Here is a 19,815-nt window from a genome sequence, read left to right on the forward strand (position 1 = left end):
AGTCCCCTTTAAGGGGCGATTTCGCCTTCGCGTCTGCCCATCCGGGCGCGGTCGGCGGCGGCCGTGCCATGGGTCCACCCGGCCATGTCCGTGGCGCCCCGGACCCGGGTGGTGGTGGTGCGCGGGAACATCCGCTCCGCGGTGTCGGTGACCGCGACGTCCCGGGCGGCCAGGACGGGCAGCAGGCCGCCGGGGGCGCCCGGCGCGGTGCCGTCGCCGTCCGCGGGGCCGGCGTCCGCCGCCGCGGTGACCCGTTCGGTGTCGGCGGCGAGGCGGCTGCCGAGGCGCTGCGCGTACGCCATCAGGAAGGACTGCCGGAAGGTCTTGGTCCGCTTACGGCCGCCGGCGCGCTGGCCCGCCTCCGCCGCGGTCATCGCGGCCGTGCCCTGCACCAGCAGCGAGGTGAAGAGCAGTTCCACCGCCTCCAGGTCGGGCTCGAAGCCGACGACCGTGGAGAAGCCGAGGTCGCTGTTCCACACGGCCCGGCAGCGGTTCGCGGAGGCCACGGCGTCGAGCAGGATCGCCTTCGCCGTCTCGTACGGGGCATCGACCCCGATCCGGCAGGCTCCGGGCGCCTGTGTGCTGTGGTTCCGGGCGGCGAGCAGCGCCTCGTCGATGCTGTGCCGGGCCATCAGCTCCTGCGCCTTGGTGGTCAGCGCCTCGGCCTCCTCCGGGAAACCGGTCGCCTCCGCCTTCGCCAGCAGGGCCCGGATACGGGTGAGTATGCGGGGCTCGTCGTGGGCGGGCGGCAGATGCAGGTGGTCGGTGACCGTGCCGGGCGGCGGTCCGACGGGCTCGATCGAGGGCAGCCGCAGCAGTACGCGGTACAGCTCCAGCAGGCCGGCGGCGTACGAGAACCGGTCGGGGCGGTTGCGCGGTACGGGGGCGGGGAGATCGGCGAGCTGGGCCCCCCAGCGGGGCGGGAGGGCGGCGTAGCGGGCGGTCTCGGCCGTGATCAGGGTGGCGGCGAGGGCGGCACGGCCCTCGTCGAGCTCGCGCCGGACGAAGCGGACGAGGTCGGCGGGGTGCCAGCCGCGGTCCCAGGCGCGGCGGACGAACTCCTCGCCACGGTGGTGCAGGGCGTCGTCGGCGGTGGGGGCGGCGGCGAGGAGGGAGGCGCCGGTGTCGAGGGCGGGGTCGCCGTCGGAGTAGAGGGCTGCCGCGAATGCGTGGTCGATCACCGGGTCCATGCGGTCAGGGTAGGCGGGGGCGGAACGCGGGGGCGGTGTGGCCGGGGGTGGGTGGGGTGCGGGTGGGGTGCGGGTGGGGCGCGGCCGGGGGCGGGTGGGGCGCCTGCGGCGGGCTTGTCCCCTACCCGCCCCTTCCCGAAACCGGGGCGCCGCCCCGGACCCCGCTCCTCAAACGCCGGAGGGGCTGGGGGTGGCCGGAAGGGCTGGGGATGGGGGCGCCGGGCCCCGCGCTCGGGGAAAGGATGCCCTCAAGCGCCGGGCGGGCTGGGGATGGCCGGAGGGGCTGGGGGTGGCCGGAAGGGCTGGGAGTGGGGGCGCCGGGCCCCGCGCTCGGGGAAAGGATGCCCTCAAGCGCCGGGCGGGCTGGGCGTGGCCGGAGGGGCTGGGGATGGCCTGGCGGGCCGGGGTTGGCCGGACGGGCGGGGAGTGGTCAGAGGGGCTGGGAGTGGCCGGACGGACTGGGGATGGCCGGGTTGACCGGACGGGCCGGGGTTGGCCGGCCCCGGGTTCGGGGTGGGGTTCAGGGGAGGAGGATCAGTTTTCCTCGGACGTGGCCCGCTTCGCTCAGTTCGTGGGCTGTTCTCGCGTCGGCCAGGGGGAATGTCCGGGCCACCGGCACACGGAGTTCGCCCAGGGCCGCGAGGCGGGCGTTGCGGGTCAGGCGGGTCGGGGAGGGGCCGTTGCCGCCCGCGGAGAACGTGATGCCCAGCTTCTGCGCGTCGGCGTCCGCGATGGTGACGATCCGGTCCGTCGTGCCGCCGCGCAGTTCGATGGAGTCGGGCAGCGCGCCGCGGCCCGAGGCGTCGAACACCGCGTCCACGCCCTGGGGTGCCAGCTCGCGGACCCGTTCGACCAGGCCGTCCCCGTACGCCACCGGGACCGCGCCCAGGACCCGCAGGTAGTCGTGGTTGGCCGGGGACGCGGTGCCGATGACCGTGGCGCCGCGGGCCGTCGCCAGCTGGACCGCGGCGGAGCCGACCGCTCCGGCCGCGCCGTGCAGCAGGAGGGTGTCGCCCTCGGCCACCGCCAGTTCGTCCAGTACGCGGGACGCGGTCTCGGTCGCGATGGGCAGCGCGGCGGCCTCCTCCCAGGCCAGGCCCTCCGGTTTGGCGGCGAGGGAGCCGACGTCCGCCAGGGCGTGGGTGGCGTAGGCGCCGGTGGCACTCCAGCCGAGGACCTCGTCGCCGGGCGCGAACGCGGTGACGCCCTCACCGGTCTCCTCGACTACCCCGGCGAACTCGCTGCCCGGCGTCGCGGGCAGCGGCGTGGGGAAGACCGGCTCCATCCAGCCGTGCCGGATCTTGTAGTCGATCGGGTTGACCCCGGCAGCCCGGACCCTGACCCGTACCTGGCCGGGTCCGGGGCGCACCTCGTCCACCTGCGCCAGGTGCAGGACCTCGGGGCCGCCGAACTCTTCGTAAAGGATCGCTTCCATTTCTCGATCCTCGTGGCCGGTCCCCCCTCCGGCGACCCGGAGGTGAGGTCCGGGCCGCTGTCAGTGGCGGCTGCCAGACTCGGAGCCATGACCGAACGTTGGGCTCTGGCCACGGCAGAGGGCGGCGGTGCGCTTCTCGTGCCGCTGGAGCGGGACGGCACGCCCGCCGGCCCCGTCCTCGCCGAGCCCGACCTCGTCGAGGCGGTCCGGTCGCGGCCCGATGTGGCGCGCTGGGTGTGGCGGTCGACCGGCGAGATCTATCCCCGGCTGCTCGCCGCCGGGGTGCGGGTCGAGCGGTGTTACGACATCGAGTGCGCCGAGCTGCTGCTGCTCGGGCACGAGGGGCGACTGGGCGAGCCCCGGTCCGCGGCCGCCGCCTGGGCCCGTCTGAGCCGTCTTCCGGTACCTCCCGACCCACCGCCCCGCTCCGCCGAACCGGGCTCGCAGTCCTCGCTCTTCGAGCCGCCCTCGGGGACCGGTGTGCCCTTCGAAGGGCTCCTCGCGGTCTACGCCGATCAGGTGCGGCGCCATGACGCGGGCGCCCACCCGGAGCGGATGCGGCTGCTGACCGCCTCCGAGTCGGCCGGGATGCTCGTGGCCGCCGAGATGCACCGGGCGGGCCTCCCCTGGCGGGCCGATGTGCACCGGGACGTGCTCAACGACCTGCTGGGCGAGCGGTACGCGGGCGGCGGCGAGCCCCGCAGACTGGCCGAGCTGGTGGACGAGGTGTCGGCGGCGTTCGGCAGGAGGGTGCGTCCCGATCTGCCCGCCGATGTCGTGAAGGCGTTCGCCCGGGCCGGGATCAAGGTGAAGTCGACCCGGCGCTGGGAGCTCGCGGAGCTGGACCATCCGGCGGTGGAGCCGCTCATCGCGTACAAGAAGCTGTACCGGATCTGGACGGCGCACGGCTGGAGCTGGCTCCAGGACTGGGTGCGCGAGGGCCGTTTCCGTCCGGAGTACCAGCCCGGCGGCACGGTCAGCGGGCGCTGGACGACCAATGGCGGCGGAGCGCTGCAGATCCCCAAGGTGATCCGGCAGGCCGTCGTCGCCGACGACGGGTGGCGCCTCGTCGTCGCCGACGCCGATCAGATGGAGCCGCGGGTGCTGGCCGCGATCTCCCGCGATCCGGGTCTGATGGAGGTGGCCGGTCATGACGGCGATCTCTACAAGGCCCTGTCCGACCGGGCGTTCCACGGCGACCGGGAGCACGCCAAGCTCGCCCTGCTCGGTGCGATCTACGGCCAGACGTCCGGTGACGGCCTGAAGAATCTGGCGGCCCTGCGGCGGCGCTTCCCGCGCGCCGTCGCCTATGTCGACGACGCGGCGAAGGCCGGTGAGGAGGGACGTCTCGTACGGACGTGGCTCGGCCGCACCAGCCCGCCCGCCGTCCGGGCGGACGACGACGCGGACGGCGAGGCCGGGATTCCCCAGGAGGAGGGCGAAGGGGCCGACGGGGAACGTCCGGGGCAACGCGACGGCGAGTTCATCCCCGGGTACGCCTCCTCCAACTCCCGTGCCCGCGGGCGCTTCACCCGTAACTTCGTGGTGCAGGGCAGCGCCGCCGACTGGGCCCTGCTGCTCCTGGCCGCCCTGCGGCGGACGCTGTCCACGGCCGGTCTCCGGGCGGAGCTGGTGTTCTTCCAGCACGACGAGGTGATCGTGCACTGTCCGGCCGAGGAGGCCGATACGGTCGTCGAGGCGATCCGCGCGGCCGGGGAACTGGCCGGGCGGACCGCCTTCGGGACGACACCGGTCCGGTTCCCGTTCACCACAGCGGTCGTGGAGCGGTATTCCGACGCCAAGTGAGCGCTATTTCTGCTGGAGCTTCAGCCACTGGGCACTGGTCGCCAGCGAGATGAGCTGCTTCATGGTCAGCGCGGGCTCGGCGCGGGTGGCGGGCGTCGACTGCTCGCCGGAGTTGAAGGCGGAGACGACGACGCGCATGCCGTCCGTGCGCATCGTGTCGGCCGTCCACCAGACGACGCCCTCGCCGCCCTTCTCCCCCGGCTGCTTGGTGGTCTTGAGCTTCGTGCCGTCGGGCAGCGTCTTCGCGCCGGCATACAGCTCGTCGGCGGCGTCCCGCATGTCCCGCTGCACATTGATCTGCACCAGGGACCTGCCCTTGCCGTCGTCGGCGACGACATAGGCGTACTCACCGCCCTCGTGCCCCTTCTCCACGATCGGGAGACCCTTGGGCAGGAGCTTTTGGAAGGTGGGCATGAGCTTCGTGTAGTCGAGCTCGGGGGAAGGGGCGCCCGCGGGCACCGACGCGGAGGGGGTCGGAGTCGGAGAGGGAGCCGGGGGCTTGGTCGTGGAGGCCGTGGGCGTCGGGGTGGGCGTCGCGGTCGAGGGGTGCGTCGGGCTGGGTGTCGGGGTCGGAGCAGGCGAACCGGAGGGGGAGCCCGTCGCCACGGGGCTGCCGTCGGAGATGCCCCTCCCGGCCCCCGCCGTCACGGTCCGCTCCGCGCTCGCCACGTCGGACGTGGTGCCGGAACCGTCGAGCAGTCCGCCCGCGAACGCCCCGCCCGCGCCGATCAGGGCGAGCGCCAGCACGCTGCCGGTCACGGCGGTCGCCCGGCGGCGCCGCTGACGGCGGACGCCCGCTTCGAGTCCGCCGGCCACCACGGCGGGCCGGTTGCCGAGGTCGAAGGTCTCGCCCGTCCGGCGCAGTTCCTCGCTGAGTTCTTCTTCAAAGGGCATGCGAAACACCACTTCTCGTTCTGAGTTGAGTGAATGCCGTACGGCGAACGGCGATTCCGTGATCGGGGCGGTCAGCGGGACGCGAACTCCGTGATGCTGCCGCCCAGCAGCTCGCGCAGTCTGGCGAGCGCCCGTACACAGCGGGTCCGTACCGCGGCGGAGCTGACCTGGAGGGCCTCGGCGGTCTCCTCGATGCTCCGGTCCTCCCAGTACCTCAGCACCACCACCGCACGGTCCTTGGGCGCCAGTTGTGACAGGGCCCGCAGCAGCGTCATCCGCAGCGCCGGGTCATCACCCGCCGCCGCCCCGGTGTCGGGCAGCTCGGCCTGCGGACGCTCGGCCGCCGACCGGCGCCGGCGGTGGGTCAGGAACGTCCGTACGAGCACGGTCTGCGCGTACGCCGCCGGGTTGTCTATGCGGTGGACACGGCCCCAGAGCAGATACATCCGCCCCAGCGTCTCCTGCACCAGATCCTCGGCCAGATGAACGTCGCCGCTGGTCAGCAGGCAGGCCGAACGGTACAGATGGCTCGCGCGTCCGGCCGCGAACTCCCTGAAGTCCTCCGTACGCGACTTCCTCATGCCCTCCCCGTTCGCCCGGCCCGGGTCCCGTTGCCCCGCCCCGCACCCCTTCGACGCGACGGGGCATCGGAAATGTTTCAGACGAACGGCGGAAGGGCCCCGCCCACGCGGAAGTCCGCGTGGACGGGGCCCGTTGGGCGGTGGTGCGCACCTGCTGCCGTGCGTCTACCCGCGTTCCCACAACGCGGGGACGTTCGGCGGTTCCCAGCCCGCCATGGCCACATGGGCCTGTAGGCAGCGGTAGGCGACCCCGCCGTGGGTGACGCGGTCTCCCGCGCGGTAGGAGGCCCCGGCCGACCACGTTCCGGTGGGCGGGTCGGTCGGGGGGTCGGTGGGCGGATCGGTCGGGTTCGGAGTCTGGGCGATGTCGAGGACGAAGTCGAACGTGCCCTGCCGCCCGTTCCCGACGCTGCGCACGTTCATCAGCAGCGCCGGATCGAAGAGCGCGTCCGTGTTGTTGCGCGGCTCGTCGGGGAAGTACAGCTGCGTGGTCAGGACCGGACGGCCGGGGGCCTGGACCTTCACATGGATGTGCCGGGTGCGGCCGGGGTAGAGGCCCGCCACGATCGTGGTGAGGCTGAACGCCCCGCCCTTGTCGGTGAACTGGTGCCCGCGGAAGGCGAATCCCGACATGTCGTACGCACCGTTGGTGTCGGCCTGCCAGAAGTCCAGGAGGACTCCCGCGATGGGCTTGCAGGCCCGGCCGAACATATAGCCGCTGACGGTGAGCGGGATGCCGGGGGTGCTCGGTGTCACCAGGCTGGTGCGCAGCGGGGAGTTGGGCTTGAAGTACGGGCCCTCCATCTGCGGCGGCGTCGGGTCGTCCCCGTCGTCGCAGGCCGGGGTGGGCGTCAGGGGGGCGCCGCCGGAGCCGACGTCACGGGCGAGCGCGACACCCCCTCCGGCGAGCAGCGGGGCGGCACTCGCGACGAGCGCGGCTTTCAGGATGCTCTTACGGCTGATCCGGCGGTTGCGGGGAAGGTCGTCGCTTGCTTCTGGAGTCATGTCGGATTCCTCGGGGTTCCTCGGAGCGGGGAGGTACGGGGAGGCGGAGCGAGGAGAGGCGGGACGGAGAGGGAAGGAGCGCGGTGCGCGGGGAGGCGCGGGGACGGTCAGACCTGCTGCCAGAGCGCGGGGACGTTCGGCGGGGTCCAGCCCGGCTGCGCCTGGTGGCCCTGGAGGCAGCGGTAGGTCGATCCGCCGTACGTCACCGTGGCACCGGTGGCGTAGGTCGTCCCGGCCGCCCAGGTACCGCCCGGCTCGGTCGGCGGATCGGTCGGGTCGGTGGGCGGGTCGGTCGGCGTGCCGCTGGTGACCAGCGTCAGCCCGTACGCCTGGAGCGCGGGGTTGACCGGCTGGAAGTACGTCGTACCGCCCTGGGAGCAGTTGCCGGAGCCGCCGGAGGTCACGCCCTGCGCCTGGCTGCCGGTGAGGAACGAGCCGCCGGAGTCGCCGGGTTCGGCGCAGACGTTGGTACGGGTCACCCCGGAGATGGTGCCCTCGGGGTAGGTGACGCTGGTGTTGAGCTGCTGGATCGTGCCGCAGTGCCAGCCCGTCGTGGAACCGGAGCGGCAGACGGACGAGCCGACGACGGCCTGGGTGGAGCCGGTGACGGTCACATCACCGTTGCCGTACCCGTTCACCAGGGCGCGCGGCGTCCAGTTGGCGTTCGTGGCGACCCAGGAGTAGTCGCGGCCGGGGAAGGTGGAGCCCTGGAAGGAGCCCTGCGCCTGCTGGTTGTACCCGCTCGTGCTCACCCCCGGGGTGCCGCAGTGACCGGCGCTGACGAAGCCGTTCTGGGTGCCGCGCTTCACGGGGAAGCCGATGGAGCAGCGGCCGGAGCCGTTCATGTAGTACGCGTCGCCGCCGCGCAGATCCGCGTAGGTACGGGGCTGCTCGGTGGACGCGGCGACGGTCACCAGATCGCGGCGGACCCCGGCCGCGGTGAGGAACGTGTCGGCCGCCCGGGGGCTCGCGGCGTTGACGACGACCCGGTTGGCGCGTACGTCGACGTACCAGACGGGAACGCCCGCGGGCGCCTTGCGCAGGGCGACCGCGTCCAGCGCGGCCTTGGCCGCTTCGAGGCGGTCCAGGCTGTGGCCGACGACCTCGGCCCGCGCTCCCGCCTTCGTGATGCCCGCCGTCTCGGAGGCGTCGGTGGTGGCGACGGTGAGCGTCGCCCGGTCGCCGCTCACCCTGGCTCCGGCGAAGCTGGCGCCGAGCGACTTCTCCAGCCCGGCGGCGACGGCCGCGGCCCGGTACTCGTTGCCGATCCGGCTCTTGGCCTCGTCGGCGTCCAGGCCCAGGTCGCGCTCCATGGCCCGGAGCAGACCGGGCGAGAGGCCGGCCGCGGCGGCCGGGGTCGCGGCGCCGGTGGGGTCGGCCGACGCGACACCGGTCAGACCGGCGAGACCGAGCGCACCCACCGCGACGGTGGCGGTACAGGCGGCGAGTGCGCGTCTTCGGAGCTTGGTGTTGTCCACGTAACTCTCCTCGGTGTCGGGGGCTTGGGCTCGGGGGGCGGCGGCCCAAGGGGAGTGCCGGGCTCCCGGGTGGGGGACCCGGGGCGAGCCGGACTCGGGAATTGCCGAAACCGTAGTCGCGCGCCGGAGGGCCGAGGAGATCCCGTTCACCCCCTCACTTCGCGTTATGGGGCGGGCCCCGGAGCCCCCGGCCGACCGGCGATTACGCGCCCGATCAGCACCGGGGACCTCCGGCGGCTCCCTTTCGCGAGTACGCACGGGTAGGTTCGGCCCCATGCACACAGGCCAACTTCTGGGCTCGGGACGCACCGCCGATGTGTACGCACTCGACGGCTCCTGGGTCCTTCGCCGCTACCGCGACAGCACCGACACCACCCCCGAACTGGCCGTGATGTCCTACCTCTGCGCCTTCGGTTTCCCGGTCCCCCGCATCGGCCCGCGCGCCGACGGGGCCCGCGCCACCGATCTGGTGCTGCAACGGCTGACCGGTCCGACGATGGCCGAGGCCCTGCTGACGGGCGCGCTGGAGGCGGCGGAGGGCGGCGCGCTGCTCGCCGGGCTCCTGCGCGAACTGCACGCCATACCGGCCCGTCTCTCCCCGGACCCGGAGGAGCGCATCCTCCACCTCGACCTGCATCCGGAGAACGTGATGCTGACGGACCGGGGGCCGGTGGTCATCGACTGGAGCAACACCGTGGAGGGCCCGCCGGGGCTCGACCGGGCCATGTCGGCCCTGATCCTGGCCCAGGTCGCCCTCGACCCCGCGTTCCCGGCGGCGGGGAAGGGGACGGCGGGACAGGAGGCAGCGGGGACGGCGACGGGAGCGCCCCGCACTCCGGCAGCGCCCGCGGCCACGGGCGTCCGGTCGCTGCTCACGGCGCTGCTGACGGAGCTGGCCGCCGACGGCGGTGTGTCCGTCGCCGACCTGGCCCGCGCACGGGCCCGCCGGGCGGCGGACCCGCGGCTGACGGAGCGCGAGGCAGGGGCGCTGGACGAGGCGGTGGCGCTCGTACGGAGCCATGTGCCGTGATCCGGATACGGGGGGGGGGAGGGGTGGACGCGCGGGCGGTGGGCGGTGACCGGGAGCCGCCGGTGGGCCGGTCCGCGACCGCTCACGCGCCGGGCGGGCGCACTCCCCTTTCCCGGACGCCCTCGCGCCCTCACACGCCGTGCGGGGCCTCCGTCCCGCCCTGCTCCCGGACGACCGGGAGCGGGGACGGCAGGCCCCACTCGCTCCACGATCCGTCGTACACGGCCGTCCCGCGGAAACCCGCCAGCTCGGCCCCCAGCGCCAGCACACAGGCGGTCACCCCCGACCCGCAGCTGACGACCAGCCGCTCCCGCTCCCCCACCAGGTCCCCGAGGACGGCCCGCAGTTCCGTCGCCGGGCGCATCCGGCCCTCGTGCTGGAGCTCCCCGAAGGGCAGGTTCACCGCCCCCGGCATATGGCCCCCGCGCAGCCCGGCACGGGGCTCGGGGGCGGCGCCCGAGAACCGTTCCCGGGAGCGTGCGTCCAGGACCGCCGTCCCCGGCTCGGCCAGGGCCGCCACCACGTCCGCGCTGTCGGCGAACAGCCCCGCGCGCGGCCGCGCCGTGAAGTCCCCCGGAGCCGGTGCGGGACCGGGTGCGCCCTCCTCCACCGGCAGTCCGGCGCCCGACCAGGCGGGCAGACCGCCGTCGAGCACGGCGGCCCGGTCGAAGCCCATCGCACGGAGCATCCACCAGGCGCGGGCACTGGAGTAGACACCCGCCGCGTCGTAGACGACGACGGTGTCCGTGTCCCCCACGCCGAGGGCGCGCAGCTCCCGTGCGAACCGGTCGGCGCCGGGCATCGTATGGGGCACCGGTGAGGAGGGGTCGGACAGCGCCCCGTCGATGTCGAAGGCCCGCGCGCCCGGGATTCGCCGGTCCGCCCCGCGGTGCGCGCCCACCGACGCGTCGAGCACCACCAGGCCCGGCGTCCCCAGGCGCGGCGCGAGCCAGCCGATCCCGACGAGAGGCCCGGGCAGGGCTCCTGGCAGGAATCCGGGCAGGACTCCGGGCAGCGGGGGTACGGAGCCGTCGTTCAGGCGGGCGTACGGCGATTCGTCCTCGATCACGATCACTCCAGGCGTACCGGTCCGGGCGGGACCGGCGTCCGGGCCCGGGAACATCGTCCAGGCCCAGGAACTTACAGCGCGTGCTCCCCGCGCCCTCCGGCACGGTGCCCGCCCCGCCTAATCCGCCGGGCCAATTACCACGCCGCGCGGGCGGGCGGACTCCGGGGAACGACGGCACCGGCCATTGCGCTATACCGGCCGAAGGGCCCGGACAATCCGCTCCAACATCCCTTTCATTCCGCGTCGCTGAGGATCCGTCAATACCCGCACGCAGCTCCGGGGAGAGCCGGGCGGGGAACCCGGCGGGATCACTATCCGTCACCGATATCCGGTCCACCGAACGCGCTGCATCGATTCATCGGAAGATACCGGATAAAGCGACCGAAACAGGCTGCGGACTATTGCATTCCGGGTAACCGCGCCCGAGGTCTCCGCCGCGCGACCGGCTTCCGCAATACCGGTTCACAGGATTCCCCGCCGGATTGGACCCCGCCGCACGAAATCCACCCGGGGCAGGTACGGTAACGATCTTGCCGCCGCGCGCCGGACAGCGACGACGACGCCGTCGTACCTGCTCAGGGGCGTACGAGCGCCCCATCCGACGGTGCGCGGCGGGCCGCGGCCGGAGAGGCCACGCGGAGACCGGCCCGCCACCCGACGCCCACTATGCTCAAATTATGCCGAGAAACGCGACACGCATTGATGCGGGGAATCTGCATTGACTTTGTGCCGCATGTAGTGATCATTGGAAACATGCCTACTGTTGCCCATTGCCCGCTTTCGACCAACGCCGCTCGGCCGTCCGCGGGTTACGGGCCGACCGGCCAGGGGACCGGAGCGTCAGAGGCGATACCCGGTTGTCGCGCCGGCTCCCGTACGCGGTGCAGCACGATTCCGGAGCCCGACCGTCCGCGTGCGAGTTCCAGCCACCTCGCACAGGAACGGTTCATGGCGCCCGAATGCCGTGGGGCATACGACCGGGATGGGAACATGCAGTGACCCGCACGCTGTCCTTCAAACTGCTGGGGCCGTTGGAGATTTCGGCGGACGGCGAGACGATCCGGGTGAGCAGTGCACGCCAACGGGCCGTACTGGCAACGCTGTTGCTCTCTCCGGACCGCACCGTATCGGTGGCGGCCCTGACCGAGGCCGTGTGGCAGGGGACTCCGCCGACCACCGCACGTAACCAAATCGCCATTTGCATTACTACGCTTCGTAAGCTTTTCCGGGAAAAGGCTTCGGTCGAAGATCTGATCGAGACGCGGCATCCTGGTTATATCCTCCATTCGAAGAACTGCTATATCGATCTTCAGGATCTGAGCGAATCCGTCGCACGCGCCCGTCTGACCTCGGCGCACGACGAACGCCTCGACGAGGCCACCGCTCTCTTCGAGCACGCCCTGGCCCTGTGGCGGGGACCCGTACTGGAGGGACTGGCGGGCGACCGGATCGACGACACGGTCACGCAACTGTCCGAATTTCGACTGGACATCAACGAGGAATACGCCGCGCTACAGCTGCGCCTGGGCGGACACCACTCGGTCATCACCCGGCTCACCGCTCTGGTCAAGGAGCACCCCCTGCGCGAGCAGGCCAGGGCCCACCTCATGCACGCCCACAACCTGGCGGGCCGGCGCGCCGAGGCTCTCCAGGTGTACCGGGAGGGGCGCCGGGCCCTCGTCGACGAACTGGGCATCGAACCGGGACCCGCGCTCCAGGAACTGCACCAGCAGATCCTTCAGGACGCGAACGAGCTGGAGGGGTTCGGCGAGCGGCCCGCCGCCACCGCACCCCCCGCCCTCCTGTTCCCCTCGCTCGCTCCTCTCCACGCCGCCTCCCCCGCTCCCGCCGACGCGACCGTCGACACGAACGCGGACCGGGGCACGACGGCCGCCCCCGCGCACACCCCGGCCCCCGCCCAGCCGCACACACCCGCGCCCGCGCCCGCCGGGAACACCCACGGCGTGACCGTCGCCGTGCCCGCCCAACTCCCCCTCCCCGTACATGCGTTCACCGGGCGCCTGCCCGCGATCAGCGTGCTGGACGGGCTGCTGCCCGGTGACAACGAGCGCGGCCCGCTCTCGGTCGCCGTCATCTCCGGGGTGAGCGGCATCGGCAAGAGCGCGCTGGCCGCGCACTGGGCGAACCGGGTCGCCGAACGCTTCCCCGACGGACAGCTGTTCATCGATGTGCACGGCTATCACGAGTTCGACAAGCCGCTGTCGCCCATGTCCGTGCTCGACCAGTCGCTGCGCGGTCTCGGCGTGCCCAGCGCGCAGATCCCGGCCCACCTCCAGGAGCGGTCCGCCCTCTACCGCTCGCTCCTGAACAACCGCAAGCTGCTGATCATCCTGGACGACGTGCGGTCGTTCACCCAGATCCAGCCGCTGCTTCCGGGGCGCGGCCAGTGCTTCGTACTGATCACGAGCCGGGACCCGCTGGACGAACTGACCAGTGACTACGCGGCGGTACGGATCCATCTGAAGGTCATGACGCCGGACGAGGCCGACAGCATGCTCGCCACCGTGATCGGGGCGGAGCGGGTCGCCACCGATCCCGCCTCCGCCGCCCGGCTGGTGGATCTGTGCGGGCGGCTGCCGCTGGCCCTGCGGATCGCCGCGGGCCGGCTGGCCACCCGTCCCCACTGGTCGCTGCGCCAGCTGACCACCCGCCTGGAGGACCGCTACCGCCGTCTGGACGTCCTGAGCCCGAACGACGGCGGGGTGCGGGCCGGATTCTGGCTCAGCTACCGGGAGTTGTCTCCGGACGCCGCCCGGCTCTACCGGCGGCTCGGGCTGCTGCCCGTGACCACGTTCGCCGCGTGGACGGCCGCCGCCGTCCTCGACGTGGACATCGACCAGGCCGAGGATCTGCTCGAACAGCTCGTGGACGCCCAGCTGCTGGAGGTCTCCACCCTCGTCCCGGGCGCCCCGGTGCGCTTCCGCTTCCAGGAGCTGCTGCGGCTGTTCGCCTGGGAGCGCGCCCACGCCGAGGACTCCGACGGCGACCGGGACGACACGATCGAGCGGGCGTACGGCACCATGCTCACCCTGGCCGACACCGCGCACCGGCAGCTCTACGGCAAGGGCCACCTGGCCCCGCACCGGGCCAGACTCGAAGTGACCCTGCCCGAGGAGACGGTCGGGGAACTGCTGGCCGACCCCCTGGAGTGGTTCGAGTCCGAGCGCACCTCCCTCGTCAGCATGGTCGCCCACGCCGCGCAGAGCGGGGCCTCCGCGCACGCCTGGGGTCTGACCGCGCGCACCATGCCGCTCTTCGAGATGCGCAACTACCTGGAGGACTGGCAGCAGACCGCGCAGACCGCCCTGGACGGCGCCCGCAGCGCGGGGGACGATCCGGGGGCCACGATCATGCTGCGCTCGCTCGGCACGCTGGCGATCTACCAGCGGCGTTACGCGGAGGCCGACTCCCTGCTCTCGTCGGCGATGGAGCTGCTGGAGGGGAGCGACGACCTCCATGAACGGGCCATCGTGCTGCGCAACCTGGCGCTGTGCTCCCGTTTCAAGGGCGACCTCGACAACGCCGCCCGGTACTGCCGCGAGGCGCTCGACCACTTCGGCCGGACCGACGACCCGACCAGCCGGTCCCACGCGCTCGGTCTGCTCGCCCAGATCGAGCTGGAGCGCGGCGAGACCGGCCTCGGGATCACGCTGCTGCGCGAGGCGATCAGGACGAGCGACGAGGCCGGTTCCGTCCGCGGAAAGGCGCAGAACATCTACCGGCTGGCCGAGGCGTACCTCCGGGCGGGTGAGCTGCCCCGCGTGGAGGAGACCTGCCGCGAGGTCATCGCATTGACACGTGCACAGGGCGACCGGCTGGGCGAGGCGTACGCCCTGCGGGCCCTGGGCGAGGCGTACTGGCGGCAGAATCGTTCCACCGAGGCGGAGGCCATTCTGCGGGACGCGCTCACCGCCGCCGAGGACGTCGGGGACCGGTTCCTCCAGGCCAGGATCGAGACCGACCGGGCCTGCGCCGAGGCCATCCGGGGGGATTCCGCCGCGGTCGCCCGGCTCCAGCGCGCCCGGGACATCTTCCGCTTCCTGGCCGCGACGGCATGGGAGGAACGCACCGCCCAGATCACGGAGACGGTCGGCACCACCCGGCAGGGCGTCCACGTCGACGCGGACACGCTGGCCCGGCTGCTGGGCACCCGGTAGCCGGGGAGCGGTCGGGGCCGCGGCGTCCCGGCCGCCTTCCGCTTTTCCGGCGCGAAATCGGATTCCCGACGTGAAATCGGATCGAAAAGGCGCCTTCCTACGATGCGCCAATGACATTTACGGGCCCTGCGGGCAACGGCCTGCAGCTCTTTCCCTTCCGCGGCCTGCGCTACGTCCCCGAGCGCGTCGGCAGCCTCGCCGCCGTGACCTCGCCGCCGTACGCCGCCGGGGCGGGCCCGGACGGGCCGCACCATCCGGACTCCGCGGATCCGCACAACATCGTGCGGCTGATCCTGCCGCAGGGGGCCACCCCCGCCGCCCGTGCCGAACGGGCCGCCGCCACGCTGCGCGGCTGGCTGTCGGGGGGCGTACTCGTGCCGGATGCCGAGCCCGCGCTGTATGTGTGCGAGCAGCGCGGCGAGGGCTTCGTCCAGCGCGGGATCATCGGGGCGCTGCGGCTGTCCGAGCCCGACGAGGGCATCGTGCTGCCGCACGAGGCCGTGCTGCCGCACGTCGTCGAGGACCGGGCCGGTCTGATGCGGGCGACGGCCGCCCATCTGGAACCGCTGCTGCTCGCCTACCGGGGCGACGGCGGCCGGTGCGGGGCCGGGGCCGTCGTCGAGCGGACCGCACGGCGCCCCCCGCTGCTGACGACGACCACCCGGGACGGCACCCGCCACCGGCTGTGGGCCGTCACGGACCCCGCCGAACTGGCGGAGATCGACACCGACCTCTCCGGCCGGCAGGCCCTGATCGCGGACGGGCACCACCGCTGGGCGACGTACCTCCGTCTCCGCTCCGAACAGCCGCGCTCGGACGCGTGGGACTTCGGCCTGGTGCTGCTGGTCGACACCGCCCGCCACCCCTTCCAGGTCCGCGCGATCCACCGGGTCCTGTGCCGCCTGCCGGTGGCCGAGGCGCTGGCGGCCGTCGCGGGCTCCTTCCGCGTCCGCCCGGTCGCGGCCCCGCTGCCCGCCGCCCTGGAGGTGCTGGCCGAGGCCGCCCGGTACGGCAATGCCTTCCTGCTCACCGGCGGCACGGACTTCCACCTCATCGACCGCCCCGACCCGGACCTGCTCGCCCGGACGCTCCCCGAGGACCGGCCCCCGGCCTGGCGGGCGCTGGACGCCGCGGTCCTGCACGCCACGCTGCTCGACCACCTGTGGCGCGTCCCGGACGGACCGGCGGACATCGCCTATGTCCATGACGCCCGCGCCGCCGTCGACCGGGCGCGCCGGCAGGGCGGTACCGCGGTCCTGCTGCATCCGGTGCGCGAGGAGGTCGTCCGGCTGCTCGCCGGGGAAGGGGTCACGATGCCGCGCAAGTCGACCTCGTTCGGGCCCAAGCCGCCCACCGGCCTGGTGCTGCGCAGCCTCGAACACCACTGAGCACTGTTCCGCGCAAGGGGCGGGCGGCACCCCTCGCACGCGAAGGGCGGGCCGGTCCGACCGGGCCCGCCCTTCGCGTTCCGTCAGCCCCTTCGGGCAGCCGCCCGGGACTCCCGCTCAGCCCGTTCAGGCAGCCGCCCGGGACTCCCGCTCAGCTCCCTCAGGCAGCCGCCCGGGACTCCCCGGCCTCCGCGAGCAGCGCGCCGACCTGGCCGTTGACGTCCAGGTAGCGGCTCTCCAGCCCGCCCTTCAGGAACGTCTCCCGGATCGCCGCGCGCTGGATCTTGCCGCTCGTCGTCCGCAGGATGCCACCGCGCCGGACCAGGGCGACGGCCCCCGGCCGCACACTGAAGCCGCGGGCGATGTGGGCCTTGATCCGGGTGGCCAGCTCCCGGAGACCGTCCTCCTTGATGCCGCCGCGCACCTCGTGGGCGACGACCAGCTGCTCCTCGACGCCACCGTCGGGGAGCTGGACGGGGACGACGAAGGCCGCGCCGAACAGGCCGACCAGCTCGTCCTCCTCCACCCGCAGGAAGTGCTCGACGTCCTGGGGGTAGATGTTCCGCCCGCGCAGGATGATCAGTTCCTTGATCCGGCCGGTGACATAGATCTCGCCGTCGTGGACCGTGCCCAGGTCACCGCTCCTGACATAGCCGCCGTCGCCGTCCGCGGTCTCCACCCGGAACGTCTCGCGGGTGGCGTCCTCGCGCCCCCAGTACCCCTGCGCGACGCTCGGGCCCCGCAGCCAGATCTCGCCGATCCGGCCGTCGGGCAGCACCTCGCGGGTGCCCGGGTCGACCACGCGTACGTCGTAGGCGGCCGCCGCACCGCAGCTGACGACGTCACGGCCGGACTCCGCGAGGCTCACCGGGTGGAACTCGTGGCGCTCCAGGCGCTCCTCGTCGATATGGCTGACGGTGAGCTCGCGGGGGCCGGTGCCGGAGATGAACACCGTCGCCTCGGCCATGCCGTAGCACGGGGCCATGGTGTCGCTGCGGAAGCCGGCCGGGGCGAAGCGCTTGGCGAAGGCGGTCAGCGTGGACGCCTGCACGGGCTCGGAGCCGTTGGCGGCGAACCGCCAGCGCGAAAGGTCCAGTTGGGACAGCTGCTCGTCGGTGACCTGGCGCACGCAGAGCTCGTACGCGAAGTTCGGCGCCGCCGACCAGGTGATGTCGTACCTGTCGATCATCCGGAGCCACCAGTGCGGCCGCTTCAGGAACGTGGTCGGGCTCATCAGCACGCAGGAGCCGCCCAGCAGCAGCGGCGGCAGCAGGATCGCGAGCAGCCCCATGTCGTGGTACTGCGGGATCCAGGAGCCGAAGCGGGTGGTGCGGTCGAGCCCGAACGCCTCGCTGAGGATCTGCGAGTTGTGCAGCAGGTTTCCCTGGTTGACCATCACGCCCTTGGGGGTGGAGGTCGACCCTGAGGTGTACTGGAGCAGCGCCAGGCTGTCGTGGTCCGCCTCCGGCATGCGCCAGGCGGCCGCGTGGGCGTCGGTGAACGCGGGACCGTCCGTGACGGCGCAGTCGATACCGGAGGCGGAGTCCGAGCCCGCCCAGTCCAGTACGGAAGGGGCGGCGGCCTCGCTGGTGAGGATGGCCGCGACGGCGGCGTTCTCCACGATGGAGTCCACCCGGCGCCGCTGGTGGCTGTACTGGCCCGGCAGCGAGGACGGGATGGCGACCATTCCGGCGTAGAGGCACCCGACGAACGCGGCCGCGAACTCCAGGCTCTCCGGGTACAGCAGCAGGACCCGGTCGCCCGGTGCGTACCGCGCCTGGAGCCAGCCCGCCACCTTGCGGGCCTCGTGATCCAGCCGGGCGTAGGACCAGGTCTCGGCGCCGTCGGGGGCGGACGGGTCGCGGACGAAGATCACCGCGGGCTCGTCAGGAGTGGTCAGCGCGTTCTCGCGGATGCGCGCCGTGGCGCTCGGAGCCCGCATGAGCTGGTGGTGCTGGGACATGGAAACCCCCTGGGTCGGGAAGTGGGCGGGAATGCGCGGGGACCGGGCGTCACCGGCGGGGTCACCAGTCATCGGCCGCCCCCAGCGCCAGCAGCGCGTCCAGCTCGCCGGTGTCGATCAGCGCGGGCTGCGACACCGGTGCGCCGGGGTCGGCGACGGCGGCGGTGAGCAGATGCACGTAGTGGTCCAGGAGCCGCCTGACGGTGCCCTCGTCGAACAGGTCCGTGGCGTAGCGGAACACCGCGGTCAGCGAGGAGGCGCTCTGCCGCATCTCCACCGAGATGTCGAACTGGCCCTCCAGCTGCGGCACATCGACGAGTTCGACGCTGAGACCGCCGTACTCCGTGCGCGTGCCGTGCGCCGCCGCCTCGGTGACCTTCTGGAGCAGCGGTTCCAGCCGGCTCGGCGCGACCATCGTGAAGGCCATGCGCACCGGCGGGTTCCGGCTGCCGTAGCGGTCCTCCCCGGCGAGCAGGGCGTACGGGTAGCCGATGTGCTTCATCGCCGACATGACCTGGCGCTGTGCCTGGCCCGCCGCCTCCTCGAAGGTCGTGGTCGCCGTGAAGCGGGCCGGCAGCACCAGGGTGTTCACCAGATAGCCGACGACCTGGCGCATGCCGGGGCCGCTGCGGGCCGTGGTCGGGCAGCCGATGAGGAAGTCGGTGCGGCCGGTGTAGCGGTGGACGAGGGTCTGGAAGACGCCCAGGAGCAGGGCGAAGCCGGTGACGCCCGACCGCCTCGCCGTCTCGCGCAGCTGCGGCAGCAGCGCGTCGGGGATGCGCAGTTCACAGGTGGCCCCGTTGAACACACCGGGCCGGTCCTCGCCGCGCGGGCGGTCGGGCAGCAGCTCAGCGGCGACCGCGCCCTCGGTGAACTCCCGCCAGAACTCCTGGAGCCGTTCCCGGCGCGGTCCGGCCAGCAGCTCCTGTTCCTGGGTGACGTAGTCGTCGTATCCGCGCTTCAGCGGGGCCGGTGAGGTGGCGCCGTCCGCCGCGTAGGCGTCCAGCAGCTCCTGGAGCAGCAGCCACTGGGAGGTGGCGTCGGTGACGATGTGGTGGGTGGAGACCACCAGCACCGCGTCGTCCGGCGCCGACCGCAGCAGCAGTGCCCGGCAGGTGCCCTCTCCGGTCAGGTCGAACGGGGTGTCCCCGAACTCCCGTACCGCCTTGACGATCCGGCTGTCCTCGGTGACGCCCGGAGCCTCGCGCACCCGGAGGGTGACCGACTCCGGCGCCCCGACGAGCCGCCGGGGGCCCGCCGGGGTGTCCGCGAAGGTGGAGCGGAGCACATCGTGCCGCTCCACCACGGTGCGCAGGGCCCGGCGGACCCGGTCCTCGTCGAGCGGACCGCGGATCCGCAGGGCTGCCTGCACGTTGTACGCGGGGCTTTCGGGAGCCATCCAGTACAGGAACCAGAGCGCTTCCTGCCCGACCGACAGGGCTCTGGCCCCGGGTCCGGTCTCCGCCATCAGCGGGCGCCGAGCTCGGAGTGGATGTGGGCCGTGAGCGCGTCGATGGTGGGGTGGTCCCAGGCGAGGGTCGCCTCGACGAGGATGCCGTACTCGTCCTCGACGTCGCCGCACAGCGTCAGGGCGTAGACGGAGTCGAGACCGATCTCGACGAGGAGGTCGTCGGGGGCGATCTCCTGCGGGGCGATGTCGAGGAAGTACGCCACACGCTCGGTCAGCCAGGTGCGGATGGTCTCGACGGTGGAGCCGGTGCCGAGGTCGGCGCTGAAGTCGGTGGTCAGATCGGACATGAGAAGGCTCCTTGAGATGTGCAGGGTGTGGAAGTTGGTC

14 protein-coding genes are annotated in these 19,815 nt (G+C 73.0%); 4 read left to right on the forward strand and 10 right to left on the reverse strand.

What is annotated here, in order from left to right:
• Positions 1-8: 8 nt before the first annotated feature.
• Both OG251_RS17485 and OG251_RS17490 read right to left on the reverse strand, forming a co-directional pair.
• The gene (locus OG251_RS17485) at positions 9-1,190 is read right to left on the reverse strand and encodes a DUF2786 domain-containing protein (RefSeq protein WP_326678062.1); all 1,182 of its coding nucleotides are present in this window, start codon (positions 1,188-1,190) and stop codon (positions 9-11) included.
• Between the two features lie 520 nt (positions 1,191-1,710).
• Positions 1,711-2,625 (reverse strand): NADP-dependent oxidoreductase, encoded by a 915-nt coding sequence (locus tag OG251_RS17490; protein ID WP_326678063.1) that lies wholly within the window; start codon positions 2,623-2,625, stop codon positions 1,711-1,713.
• Between the two features lie 87 nt (positions 2,626-2,712).
• Here OG251_RS17490 and OG251_RS17495 point away from each other — a divergent pair, with 87 nt between their 5' ends.
• Positions 2,713-4,431, forward strand: a complete 1,719-nt coding sequence (locus OG251_RS17495) for a bifunctional 3'-5' exonuclease/DNA polymerase (RefSeq protein ID WP_326678064.1) — start codon at positions 2,713-2,715, stop codon at positions 4,429-4,431.
• Positions 4,432-4,434: 3 nt separating this feature from the next.
• On the opposite strand, the gene OG251_RS17500 is transcribed toward OG251_RS17495, so the two are convergent.
• The 4 genes from OG251_RS17500 to OG251_RS17515 form a co-directional block, all read right to left on the reverse strand.
• On the reverse strand, positions 4,435-5,325 hold the full coding sequence (locus tag OG251_RS17500) for a hypothetical protein (RefSeq protein ID WP_326678065.1): 891 nt from the start codon (positions 5,323-5,325) through the stop codon (positions 4,435-4,437).
• A gap of 71 nt (positions 5,326-5,396) precedes the next feature.
• Positions 5,397-5,906 (reverse strand): SigE family RNA polymerase sigma factor, encoded by a 510-nt coding sequence (locus OG251_RS17505; RefSeq protein WP_326678066.1) that lies wholly within the window; start codon positions 5,904-5,906, stop codon positions 5,397-5,399.
• Positions 5,907-6,071: 165 nt separating this feature from the next.
• Positions 6,072-6,911 (reverse strand): carbohydrate-binding protein, encoded by an 840-nt coding sequence (locus OG251_RS17510; RefSeq protein ID WP_326678067.1) that lies wholly within the window; start codon positions 6,909-6,911, stop codon positions 6,072-6,074.
• Between the two features lie 107 nt (positions 6,912-7,018).
• Positions 7,019-8,389, reverse strand: a complete 1,371-nt coding sequence (locus tag OG251_RS17515) for a carbohydrate-binding protein (RefSeq protein ID WP_326678068.1) — start codon at positions 8,387-8,389, stop codon at positions 7,019-7,021.
• A gap of 274 nt (positions 8,390-8,663) precedes the next feature.
• Between OG251_RS17515 and OG251_RS17520 the strand changes: the two genes are divergently transcribed.
• Complete coding sequence (locus OG251_RS17520) at positions 8,664-9,419, forward strand: aminoglycoside phosphotransferase family protein (RefSeq protein ID WP_326678069.1); 756 nt, start codon at positions 8,664-8,666, stop codon at positions 9,417-9,419.
• 130 nt (positions 9,420-9,549) lie between these two features.
• On the opposite strand, the gene OG251_RS17525 is transcribed toward OG251_RS17520, so the two are convergent.
• The gene (locus OG251_RS17525) at positions 9,550-10,434 is read right to left on the reverse strand and encodes a sulfurtransferase (RefSeq protein ID WP_326681300.1); all 885 of its coding nucleotides are present in this window, start codon (positions 10,432-10,434) and stop codon (positions 9,550-9,552) included.
• Between the two features lie 1,049 nt (positions 10,435-11,483).
• On the opposite strand from OG251_RS17525, the gene OG251_RS17530 reads away from it, so the two are divergent.
• Together OG251_RS17530 and OG251_RS17535 are read left to right on the forward strand one after the other, a co-directional pair.
• The gene (locus OG251_RS17530; protein ID WP_326678070.1) at positions 11,484-14,666 is read left to right on the forward strand and encodes an AfsR/SARP family transcriptional regulator; all 3,183 of its coding nucleotides are present in this window, start codon (positions 11,484-11,486) and stop codon (positions 14,664-14,666) included.
• Between the two features lie 110 nt (positions 14,667-14,776).
• Positions 14,777-16,054 (forward strand): DUF1015 domain-containing protein, encoded by a 1,278-nt coding sequence (locus tag OG251_RS17535; protein ID WP_326678071.1) that lies wholly within the window; start codon positions 14,777-14,779, stop codon positions 16,052-16,054.
• A 160-nt stretch (positions 16,055-16,214) separates the two neighbouring features.
• Here the strand turns inward: OG251_RS17535 and OG251_RS17540 are convergent, their stop codons facing one another.
• From OG251_RS17540 to OG251_RS17550, 3 genes are all read right to left on the reverse strand, one after another.
• Entirely contained in the window at positions 16,215-18,017 is a 1,803-nt protein-coding gene (locus OG251_RS17540; protein ID WP_326678072.1) for a fatty acyl-AMP ligase, read from the reverse strand.
• A gap of 61 nt (positions 18,018-18,078) precedes the next feature.
• Positions 18,079-19,485 carry a condensation domain-containing protein gene (locus tag OG251_RS17545; protein WP_326678073.1) on the reverse strand — a complete coding sequence of 469 codons (1,407 nt, stop codon included), beginning with the start codon at positions 19,483-19,485 and terminating at the stop codon, positions 18,079-18,081.
• Positions 19,485-19,775 (reverse strand): acyl carrier protein, encoded by a 291-nt coding sequence (locus tag OG251_RS17550; RefSeq protein ID WP_326678074.1) that lies wholly within the window; start codon positions 19,773-19,775, stop codon positions 19,485-19,487. The genes OG251_RS17545 and OG251_RS17550 overlap by 1 nt, the downstream gene beginning before the upstream one ends.
• Positions 19,776-19,815 lie beyond the last annotated feature (40 nt).

The sequence above is a fragment of the Streptomyces sp. NBC_01237 genome, assembly GCF_035917275.1.
Lineage (GTDB): Bacteria > Actinomycetota > Actinomycetes > Streptomycetales > Streptomycetaceae > Streptomyces.